This is a genomic window from Klebsiella sp. ME-303, assembly GCF_007910085.1.
GTDB lineage: Bacteria > Pseudomonadota > Gammaproteobacteria > Enterobacterales > Enterobacteriaceae > Klebsiella > Klebsiella michiganensis.
Genome location: NZ_VOJB01000058.1, coordinates 24,616 through 33,768, shown reverse-complemented (window position 1 = coordinate 33,768; position 9,153 = coordinate 24,616). Strand labels below are relative to the sequence as shown.

The window sequence follows — 9,153 nt, the reverse complement described above, 5'->3', positions numbered from 1 at the left end:
GAGGCTCGTCCCGTTTGAGCTGACCAGTGCCCTAACAGCTCACCAATCTCAACAACCAGATTGAGAATGGCAGGAGTAATGCTAAACGGCGGCTGGTAATGACTCATGAGATTAGTCTCCCTGCTGCTCCAGGGCATACTTATACAGGGCGTTTTTCTTCACGCCGTGGATTTCCGCAGCCAGCGCGGCGGCTTTTTTCAGTGGCAGCTCAGCCTGCAGCAGGGCCAGCGTACGCAGCGCTACCGCCGGCAGCGCCTCTTCCTGCGCTTTAAAACCTTCTACGATCAGCACCATCTCGCCTTTACGGCGATTTTCGTCCTCTTTCACCCATGCCAGCAGCTCGCCGATCGGCGCTCCGTGAATCGATTCCCAGGTTTTGGTCAGCTCACGTGCCAGCACCACGTAGCGGGACTCCCCCAGCACAGCGCAGATATCCTCCAGGCTTTCCAGCAGGCGGTGGGTAGACTCATAAAAAATAATCGTCCGCGGCTCTTCTTCCAGCGCCTTCAGCGTGTCACGACGCCCTTTGGATTTGGCAGGCAGAAAGCCTTCATAGCAGAAGCGATCCGAAGGCAGACCCGCCGCGCTCAGCGCCGCAATCGCCGCACAGGGGCCGGGCAGAGGCACCACGCGAATATTAGCTTCACGGCAGGTGCGCACCAGATGATAGCCGGGATCGTTAATCAGCGGCGTTCCGGCGTCGGAAACCAGCGCGATGTTTTGCCCCGCTTTAAGCTTCGCCACCAGCGTTTCCGCCTTTTGCTGCTCGTTGTGGTCATGAAGCGCGAATAAACGGGCGTTGATCGCAAAATGCTGCAGCAGCAAACCGGTATGGCGGGTATCTTCCGCTGCAACTAAATCAACGGCTTGCAACACTTCCAGCGCGCGTTGCGTGATATCAGACAGATTCCCTATCGGAGTGGGCACAATATAGAGCTGTCCCTGAGAATTATCTGCTGATTCGTGTTGTTTCATTGTCTCGTCCGTATTGCCGAATTAATATTGAGCATTGAGCCAAAAAAATATCACTGGACACATATGGTACCGTCAACATTTCTTCGTTCTAAACCCGTGCGTTGTCTGCCCGTACTGCTGGCCGCGCTGATCTTTGCCGGCTGCGGTACCCATACTCCGGATCAAAGTACGGCGTATTTGCAGGGTACGGCTCAGGCAGACTCCAGTTACTATCTGCAACAGATGCAGCAAAGCACGAATGATAGCAAGACCAACTGGCAATTACTCGCCATTCGTGCACTGCTGAAGGAAGGTAAGAAACCGCAGGCGATCGACCTGTTCAACCAGCTACCGTCTAATCTCAACGGTGCGCAAAGCCGCGAAAGGTCGCTGCTGGCGGTGGAAGTGAAGCTGGCGCAGAACGATTTCCAGGGCGCGCAGACACTGCTCAGCAAGCTCGACCCGGCAAGCCTTGAGGAGAACCAACTGCCCCGCTACTGGCAGGCGCAAATTGACGCCAGCCAGGGTCAACCCTCGCTGAACCTGCTGCGGGCCCTGATTGCCCAACAGTCGCTGTTAAGCCTGCCTGCGCAAAAGCAGAAAAACATCGACGCGACCTGGAAAGCGCTCACCGCCATGACCAAAGATCAGGCCAACGCGCTGGTCATTAACGCCGATGAGAACGTCCTGCAGGGCTGGCTGGATCTGCAGCGCATGTGGTTTGATAACCGCAGCGATCCGACGATGCTCAAGGCGGGAGTGAAAGACTGGCAGACTCGCTACCCGCAAAACCCGGGGGCGAAAATGCTGCCGACGCAGCTAGTGAATATGCAGAACTACCAGGCCGCATCGACCAATAAAATCGCCCTGCTGCTGCCGTTAAACGGCCAGGCGGCGATTTTTGGCCGCACGATCCAGCAGGGCTTTGAAGCGGCGAAGAACGGCGCGCCTGCCGTTGCAGGAAGCGCAGTACCCGCCCAGGTCGCCCAGGCGGCGAACGTTGCCGAAAGCGCCGTAGTCAGCCCATCGCAGGCGGAGGTCACCGATCTGACGACCACCAATAACGCTCAGACCCCGGTACAGGCGCCAGCGGCCGACCAGGCGCAAACCGCGGCGCCGGTCACCGCGCCGGCGGCAGTACAAGCCCCGACGCCGGAGGCCACCAGCCAGCCGGCGGAAGCGCCGCAGGCTCAGGCAGTCGCCGCAACGCCAGCCAACCCTTCCGCAGAACTGAAAATCTACGACACCACCACTCAGCCAATGAGCCAGCTGCTGGCCCAGGTACAGCAGGATGGCGCGACCATCGTCGTCGGCCCGCTGCTGAAAGATAATGTCGAAGATGTCATCAAGAGCAATACCTCGCTGAACGTGCTGGCGCTCAATCAGCCGGAAAAAGTCGAAAGCCGGGCCAATATCTGCTATTTCGCCCTCTCGCCGGAAGACGAAGCCCGCGACGCGGCGCATCACATTCACGATCAGGGCAAACAGACTCCGCTGCTGCTGGTGCCTCGCGGCGCCCTGGGCGATCGGGTGGTTACCGCCTTCGCCAACGAGTGGCTGAAGCTGGGGGGCGGTACCGTCCTGCAACAGCGCCTGGGCTCCACCGCCGAGCTGCGCGGCAGCGTCAACAGCGGTATTTCGCTAAGCGGTACGCCGGTCTCAACCCTGCCGTCAGCGCAGGACAGCGCCCTGGGTAGCCCGAGCGATGTGCCGGTCAGCAGCACCGGCGGCGTCGACGCCGCGTATATCCTGGCCACGCCGGAACAAATCGCTTACATCAAACCGATGATCGCCCTGCGTAACGGCAGCCAGAGCGGCGTAACGCTCTACGCCAGCTCCCGCAGCGCCCAGGGGACTTCCGGACCGGACTTCCGTCTGGAGATGGAAGGTCTGCAATATAGCGAGATCCCGATGCTGGCGGGAAGTAACCCTGCCCTGCAGCAGCAGGCGCTGGCCGCCGTTCGTAACGACTACTCGCTGGCGCGCCTGTACGCCATGGGCGCCGACGCCTGGTCCCTTGCCAACCATTTCTCGCAGATGCGCCAGGTTCCCGGCTTTGAGCTGAACGGCAATACCGGCGATCTTACGGCCACGCAGGATTGCGTGATCAACAGGAAACTGTCATGGCTCAAATACCAGGGTGGGCAAATCGTCGCGGCCAACTAAGTAAACAGACCGGCGATGCCTGGGAAACCCAGGCGCGCCGCTGGCTGGAGAGCCAGGGTCTGCGCTTTATCGCCGCCAACGTCCGCGAGCGCGGCGGCGAGATAGACCTCATCATGCGCGACGGCAGCGTCACCGTCTTTGTCGAAGTACGCTATCGTCGCAGCGCAAACTACGGCGATGCCGCCTCCAGCGTGACGCCGCAAAAGCAACAAAGACTGCTCAAAGCCGCGCGCCTGTGGCTCTGCCGACAGAATGGGAGCTTTGAGACTGTGGATTGCCGTTTCGATGTGGTAGCCTTCACCGGAAACGACATCCAATGGCTAAAAAACGCCTTTGGCGAATAGCGTAAACGAATTAAGGGATCCCGTGCTCGACAGAATCAAAGCCTGCTTCACCGAAAGCATTCAAACCCAAATTGCAGCAGCGGAAGCACTCCCGGACGCCATCTCACGTGCGGCGATGACGCTCGTTCAGTCGCTGCTGAACGGCAACAAAATCCTCTGTTGTGGTAATGGCACTTCCGCCGCCAACGCACAGCATTTTGCTGCCAGTATGATTAACCGTTTTGAAACAGAGCGTCCTGGTTTACCCGCCATTGCACTAAATACCGATAATGTGGTCTTAACCGCAATTGCCAACGATCGCCTGCATGACGAAATCTATGCTAAGCAGGTGCGAGCGTTGGGACACGCCGGCGACGTGCTGCTGGCGATTTCTACGCGCGGCAACAGCCGGGACATCGTGAAAGCCGTGGAAGCGGCGGTCACCCGCGATATGACTATCGTGGCGTTAACCGGTTATGACGGCGGTGAACTGGCTGGCCTGTTAGGGCAGCAGGACGTCGAAATCCGCATTCCGTCGCATCGCAGCGCGCGAATTCAGGAAATGCACATGCTCACCGTCAACTGTCTGTGCGATTTGATCGATAACACGCTTTTTCCACACCAGGACGATTAAGGAGAACACATGAAGGCTCTCTCGCCCCTCGCCATTCTGCTGTCTGCGCTACTGCTTCAGGGATGCGTTGCTGCCGCGGTAGTCGGAACGGCAGCAGTCGGCACTAAAGCCGCGACGGACCCGCGTACGGTAGGTACTCAGGTGGACGACAGCACGCTGGAGCTGCGCGTTAACAGCGCGCTGTCGAAAGATGAACAAATTAAGAAACAGGCCCGCATCAACGTGACCGCCTACCAGGGCAAAGTTCTGCTGACCGGGCAGTCCCCAACGTCCGATCTCTCCGCGCGCGCGAAGCAAATCGCTATGGGCGTAGAAGGTACGACGGAGGTGTTTAACGAAGTGCGTCAGGGCCAGCCGATCGGCTTAGGAACCGCGTCTTCGGATACCTGGATCACCACCAAAGTCCGCTCCCAGCTGCTGGGTACCGACCAGGTGAAATCCTCCAACGTGAAGGTGACAACCGAAAACGGTGAAGTGTTCCTGATGGGTCTGGTAACCGACCGTGAAGGACGCGCGGCGGCGGATATCGCCAGCCGGGTGAGCGGCGTGTCTCGCGTCACCACCGCCTTTACCTATATCAAGTAAGCGTCTCTGCCTCCCGGCCAGCGCTACGCTGAGCCGGGCTACGGGTTCACCGTTGGCTGTGGGCCGGTAGCCCGGACAGGCGCGCAGCGCCGCCTCCGGGAAGATCATCACAGTAAAGCGACTCCCCCGACCACCGCGCCGCACAGCGCCACCAGCCCACCGGTCAGCCACAGCGCCTTCGCCGGGAACGCTTTACGCAGCATAATCAGTGACGGTACGCTGACAGCAGGCAGCGTAATCAGCAGCGCCAGCGCGGGCGCCATGCCCATTCCTGCCAGCATCATGGTCTGCACAATCGGGATCTCCGCCGCCGTCGGTATCACAAACAGGCAGCCGGCAATCGCCATGGCAATCACCCAGAACAGCGTATTCTCCACCACGCCATCGGCGTGAGGGAATAGCCACACCCGCGCGGCGCCCAGCACCAGAACCGCCAGAATATAAACCGGGATGGTATTCCAGAACAGCGTCCACAGCGCGCGCAGCCAGCGGCTGAAGAAGCCGTCCTGCCCCGTTGTGACCGACATTTCAGGCACGGGAACCGGCTGCGTCGCCGCTTCTTTCACCCATTTCTGAACCAGCGTGGCGACCACCAGTACGGTCGCCAGTCCCGCCAGCAGGCGAATCAGCGCAAACTGCCAGCCCAGCACGAAGCCCATAAACACCAGCGTCGCCGGGTTGAGCAGCGGATTGCCCAGCCAGAATGCCAGCGCGCCGCCCATGGATACCTGCTGTTTACGCATTCCCGCAGCCACCGGCGCGGCGCAGCAGGTGCACATCATCCCCGGCAGAGAGAACGCGGTCCCCAGCAGCGTACCGCGAAAACGCGATTGCCCTAACGTGTGCCGCAGCCAGTCACGCGGGATCAGCACCTGAATGAGCGATCCCAGCAGCACGCCTAATACCGCCGCTTTCCATACCGCCAGGAAATAGACCAGCGCGTAATCCCAGGCCGCAGCGAAAGGATTCGCGTCGCTATTTGCAAGAATGGATTTGCCGATACTGTGCGTCTCAGCGGCGGTAAAGGCTTTGCCGTAATAGGGCTGCCATTTAACGAACCACAGACCAACGATAACGACGAGAAAAAACAGCGCGGGCTTCCACCATTGAAACGGTGCTGCCGCCTGAGATGAAGACTGACCAGCCATAGCATTCCCCAGGGAGTGTCATGATAAATTGAGGACATGAATACTACGCCTCCGGGGAAACTTTGGAAATCAGTAATCCCCCGCGCGCGCGGCCCTTTCGCGCAGCTGCGACGAGGAGAGAATGCGGACGCCTTCCTGCGCGGGCGAGAGCGCCTCCGCGAGTAGCGCGCTTGCCACGTCCCGCGCGTCTATCGATTTCAGGTTTCCCGGCAGCAGGCTAAAAAGCGGCGCAAGGAGCGTTTCGCCGGTGCGTTTTTTTTCGCGCTCGCCTATCAGCATTGACGGGCGGGCAATGGTCAGGCGCGGCCACTGCTGCGCAATCAGCGCCTCTTCCATCTCACCTTTTACGCGATTATAGAAAAAGGGCGAATGCGCATTGGCCCCCATCGCGCTGACGACCAGCATATGCTGCGCGCCCAGCTTTTTTCCCACCAGCGCGGTATCAATGACCAGCGTATAATCGGCATGCACAAACGCCTCTTTGCTACCCGCTTCCCGGCGGGTAGTCCCCAGACAGCAGAAAACAATATCGACCGGATCGACCACCTGCGCCAGCGCGTCCGTGAGCTGCGGATCGTGCGGGTTAAATACGCCGGAGATATCGGTCAGCGGCCGACGCGTGGGCGCAGCAATGGACTTAATATCCGGTACGTTGAGTAGCATTCGCAGTAAGTGACCACCAACTAACCCGGTTGCCCCCGTTAACAGTACCTGACTCATCGAAACTCCTTTGCAGATTTTTCTATGTTGCGATCCCAGCCTCATGTTCCAGACTTAATACTCTACGAGGTAATTATCCATCATCATCAGGGAAATGCCTCATTCCACACCGAAACACTGGAGGAAGAATGAGTAAGAAGATAGCCGTTTTAATTACCGACGACTTTGAAGACTCCGAGTTCACCTCACCCGCGGACGCCTACCGTCTGGCCGGACACAAGGTGGTGACCATTGAAAAACAGGCGGGGAAGAAGGTAAAAGGGAAAAAAGGGGAAGCTGAAGTCGTTATCGATAAAGCCATTGATGACGTCAGCCCTGCCGACTTCGACGCCCTGCTGCTGCCGGGCGGATATTCACCGGACTCGCTGCGCGGCGACGAACGCTTTGTCACCTTCACCCGCGATTTTGTCAACAGCGGCAAACCGGTCTTCGCCATCTGCCATGGTCCGCAGCTGTTGATTAGCGCCGATGTGATTCGCGGGCGCAAGCTGACGGCCGTGAAGCCTATCGTCGTCGACGTGAAAAACGCCGGTGGCGAATTCTATGACCAGGAAGTGGTTATCGACAACGAACAGCTGGTGACCAGCAGAACCCCGGACGACCTGCCGGCCTTTAATCGTGAAGCCTTACGCCTGCTCGGCGCCTGATTCGCGCAGCCAGTGCAGCTTTTTCCCAAAGCCCAGCGTGTTATCGGTGAACTTGATCTCATCGGGACGAATCTCCCAGACGGATGCCGATAGCATGCGGGCGACAGGAAAACGGCTGACGTAGCGCTTGCGCATCGCCGCCTCTTCTTCCCCGGTGAGGCGGCGAATTTTACCTTTGAACTGTACGCCGCGGATCAGCGCCACGCTCTTTGGCTGGCCGTTGACCGTCCCGGCCACGTTGGCGCTTTCCCCGGTCATTTGGCCGTGGCGCGTTTTTTCATCGCTGAGCAGATAAAATGCGACCTTCTCCGGGTCATAAACGTAAAAAGCATTGGCGCACCACAGCTCATCATCGCGGGCGACGCACCAGGTCACGACGTGCTGCTTACCCAGCCAGCGGCCGATCGCGGCGAGCGTATCCATCTTTACTCTCCAGTATGTTATGGTGCTCACACCTTAACATAGCGACCTCTGTACCGTGTGCTGGTTTCTCTATCTGATTCGTACCGCCGATAATCGCCTTTATACCGGGATTACCACCGATGTTGCACGCCGCTTTTGCCAGCACCAGACTGGCAAGGGCGCGAAAGCGCTGCGTGGAAAAGGCGAGCTTCAGCTGGCCTTCAGTCAGGAAGTTGGTGAACGCTCACTAGCGCTACGGCTTGAGTATCGTATTAAGCAGCTAACGAAGCGCCAGAAAGAGCGCCTCGTTGCCGGGGACGGTTCATTTGAGGCGCTGCTGGAAAGCCTCAGAAGCGATTAAAGTGGTCGCTATATTCGACCAGCCCGCTCACGCCGTTCAGCGCGTCATCGGCCAGACGATGCACCTGGAAAGCCTCAGCGCTATCGGGCCAGCGGCAGCGCAGATCGAAACGCGCCGCGGGTTCAAAGCCCAGACGGCCATAGAGCGCCGGATCGCCAAGCGTCACGACGGCGGCATAGCCAAACTCGTTCAGGGAATCGAGCCCTTCATAGACCAGCTGACGCCCGATGCCCTGACCGCGGTAGCTTTCATCGACCGCCAGCGGAGCCAGTCCAACCCACTGCAGCTCTTCGCCTTCGACGGCGACCGGGCTAAAGGCCACGTAGCCTACGACCTGACCTTCGTCATCCGTCGCCACCACGCCCAGCGTGATCAGGCCATCTTCACGAAGACTGTGCACCAGCTGCGCTTCCGCGTCGCCGCCGAAGGTACGACGCAATAGAGCATCGATACCCGGCGCATCAATCCCAATCTCTACTCGAATCAGCATGCCTCACCTACCGATGTCTGTTCAGGTTTCTGCGGGCCTTTCAGGCCAGCTTCAACAAAGTCCGCCAGCTGCAGCAGCATAATACGCAGCGCCTTTGGCATCTGCTCCAGCTCAATGGCATCCATCAGGTTTTTTACATACAGTCCCAGCTCGGTATCGCCTTCGATAACCAGGCGACGCTGGAAGAACAGCGTATCCGGATCCTGCTTACGCGCCGCGATCATCAGCAGGTCGCTGGCGTCGGCGCTGAAGCTGACGTCCGCTTCAGCCGCAGGGCTGACCACCAGACGACCGTCCACCACCGAGGTATACCACAGCAGGCCGATGTCGCGCACATGAATACTTAACCAGCGCCCCTCGAGAAACTCCAGTTCCCCATCCGCCAGCGCCTGGCGAAATTGCCAGCTTAATACCTGTTCCAGCACCTGGCGCTTGAGGGCAAATGGCGCCAGCTTAACCGGCACGCTCATCATCGACGGGCCAAAGTGAACCAGTTTGGAACGCAGTTTATCCAACACAAGCTTTACTCCATGAATGCAATAGTTCCTCTATTGTGCCATATCAAATAAACGACATAGCGGCGTAAATCAACAAAATCACGATGCCGGGCCGCAGGTATTGATCCCGCCAATACGCTTTTAACTGCCTCAAATCAAAAATTGTCACCAAAAGGTTAACTAAAATCCCAGCTCATTAACCATCCAGCGTCCCTGACGGGCCGCG

At 58.7% G+C, this 9,153-nt stretch carries 12 protein-coding genes and 1 pseudogene; 6 read left to right on the top strand and 7 right to left on the bottom strand.

What is annotated here, in order from left to right:
* Both FQK12_RS05440 and rsmI read right to left on the bottom strand, forming a co-directional pair.
* A pseudogene (locus tag FQK12_RS05440) lies at positions 1-107 on the bottom strand (Fic family protein); the annotation flags it as partial.
* Positions 108-111: 4 nt separating this feature from the next.
* Positions 112-975: a 16S rRNA (cytidine(1402)-2'-O)-methyltransferase gene (gene rsmI / locus FQK12_RS05435; protein WP_014226964.1), complete on the bottom strand. Its 864-nt coding sequence runs from the start codon at positions 973-975 to the stop codon at positions 112-114.
* Positions 976-1,038: 63 nt separating this feature from the next.
* On the opposite strand from rsmI, the gene FQK12_RS05430 reads away from it, so the two are divergent.
* Genes FQK12_RS05430 through dolP form a run of 4 tightly spaced genes read left to right on the top strand, consistent with a single transcriptional unit; the run spans position 1,039 to position 4,662 of the window.
* Positions 1,039-3,120, top strand: a complete 2,082-nt coding sequence (locus FQK12_RS05430; protein ID WP_014226965.1) for a penicillin-binding protein activator — start codon at positions 1,039-1,041, stop codon at positions 3,118-3,120.
* Positions 3,078-3,464: a YraN family protein gene (locus FQK12_RS05425; protein ID WP_014226966.1), complete on the top strand. Its 387-nt coding sequence runs from the start codon at positions 3,078-3,080 to the stop codon at positions 3,462-3,464. The genes FQK12_RS05430 and FQK12_RS05425 overlap by 43 nt, the downstream gene beginning before the upstream one ends.
* A 22-nt stretch (positions 3,465-3,486) precedes the next feature.
* A complete protein-coding gene (gene diaA / locus FQK12_RS05420) occupies positions 3,487-4,077 on the top strand; it encodes a DnaA initiator-associating protein DiaA (protein ID WP_002918211.1) in 591 nt (196 codons plus the stop codon).
* A gap of 9 nt (positions 4,078-4,086) precedes the next feature.
* Positions 4,087-4,662, top strand: coding sequence for a division/outer membrane stress-associated lipid-binding lipoprotein (gene dolP, locus FQK12_RS05415; RefSeq protein WP_004125578.1), 576 nt, complete (start codon positions 4,087-4,089; stop codon positions 4,660-4,662).
* A gap of 107 nt (positions 4,663-4,769) precedes the next feature.
* On the opposite strand, the gene FQK12_RS05410 is transcribed toward dolP, so the two are convergent.
* Positions 4,770-5,810 (bottom strand): permease, encoded by a 1,041-nt coding sequence (locus FQK12_RS05410; protein WP_014226967.1) that lies wholly within the window; start codon positions 5,808-5,810, stop codon positions 4,770-4,772.
* Positions 5,811-5,879: 69 nt separating this feature from the next.
* The gene (locus FQK12_RS05405; RefSeq protein ID WP_014226968.1) at positions 5,880-6,530 is read right to left on the bottom strand and encodes an NAD(P)H-binding protein; all 651 of its coding nucleotides are present in this window, start codon (positions 6,528-6,530) and stop codon (positions 5,880-5,882) included.
* A 128-nt stretch (positions 6,531-6,658) separates the two neighbouring features.
* Between FQK12_RS05405 and FQK12_RS05400 the strand changes: the two genes are divergently transcribed.
* Positions 6,659-7,177 (top strand): type 1 glutamine amidotransferase domain-containing protein, encoded by a 519-nt coding sequence (locus FQK12_RS05400; RefSeq protein ID WP_004854517.1) that lies wholly within the window; start codon positions 6,659-6,661, stop codon positions 7,175-7,177.
* Here the strand turns inward: FQK12_RS05400 and FQK12_RS05395 are convergent.
* Positions 7,157-7,600 carry a YhbP family protein gene (locus tag FQK12_RS05395; RefSeq protein ID WP_014226969.1) on the bottom strand — a complete coding sequence of 148 codons (444 nt, stop codon included), beginning with the start codon at positions 7,598-7,600 and terminating at the stop codon, positions 7,157-7,159. The two genes, FQK12_RS05400 and FQK12_RS05395, sit on opposite strands and share 21 nt — an antisense overlap.
* A 55-nt stretch (positions 7,601-7,655) precedes the next feature.
* Between FQK12_RS05395 and FQK12_RS05390 the strand changes: the two genes are divergently transcribed.
* Positions 7,656-7,940 (top strand): GIY-YIG nuclease family protein, encoded by a 285-nt coding sequence (locus FQK12_RS05390; protein WP_014226970.1) that lies wholly within the window; start codon positions 7,656-7,658, stop codon positions 7,938-7,940.
* Here FQK12_RS05390 and FQK12_RS05385 read toward each other — a convergent pair.
* Together FQK12_RS05385 and FQK12_RS05380 are read right to left on the bottom strand one after the other, a co-directional pair.
* Positions 7,927-8,430, bottom strand: coding sequence for a GNAT family N-acetyltransferase (locus FQK12_RS05385; protein ID WP_004125592.1), 504 nt, complete (start codon positions 8,428-8,430; stop codon positions 7,927-7,929). The genes FQK12_RS05390 and FQK12_RS05385 overlap by 14 nt on opposite strands.
* Entirely contained in the window at positions 8,424-8,948 is a 525-nt protein-coding gene (locus FQK12_RS05380) for an SCP2 domain-containing protein (RefSeq protein WP_004854523.1), read from the bottom strand. Before FQK12_RS05380 ends, FQK12_RS05385 begins: the two co-directional genes overlap by 7 nt.
* Positions 8,949-9,153: the final 205 nt, after the last annotated feature.

What these genes read in the sequence shown, in the direction of transcription:
- rsmI (WP_014226964.1), bottom strand. Translation starts at nt 975, where the DNA reads ATGAAACAACACGAATCAGCAGATAATTCTCAGGGACAGCTCTATATT.
- FQK12_RS05430 (WP_014226965.1), top strand. Translation starts at nt 1,039, where the DNA reads ATGGTACCGTCAACATTTCTTCGTTCTAAACCCGTGCGTTGTCTGCCC.
- FQK12_RS05425 (WP_014226966.1), top strand. Translation starts at nt 3,078, where the DNA reads ATGGCTCAAATACCAGGGTGGGCAAATCGTCGCGGCCAACTAAGTAAA.
- dolP (WP_004125578.1), top strand. Translation starts at nt 4,087, where the DNA reads ATGAAGGCTCTCTCGCCCCTCGCCATTCTGCTGTCTGCGCTACTGCTT.
- FQK12_RS05410 (WP_014226967.1), bottom strand. Translation starts at nt 5,810, where the DNA reads ATGGCTGGTCAGTCTTCATCTCAGGCGGCAGCACCGTTTCAATGGTGG.
- FQK12_RS05405 (WP_014226968.1), bottom strand. Translation starts at nt 6,530, where the DNA reads ATGAGTCAGGTACTGTTAACGGGGGCAACCGGGTTAGTTGGTGGTCAC.
- FQK12_RS05400 (WP_004854517.1), top strand. Translation starts at nt 6,659, where the DNA reads ATGAGTAAGAAGATAGCCGTTTTAATTACCGACGACTTTGAAGACTCC.
- FQK12_RS05395 (WP_014226969.1), bottom strand. Translation starts at nt 7,600, where the DNA reads ATGGATACGCTCGCCGCGATCGGCCGCTGGCTGGGTAAGCAGCACGTC.
- FQK12_RS05385 (WP_004125592.1), bottom strand. Translation starts at nt 8,430, where the DNA reads ATGCTGATTCGAGTAGAGATTGGGATTGATGCGCCGGGTATCGATGCT.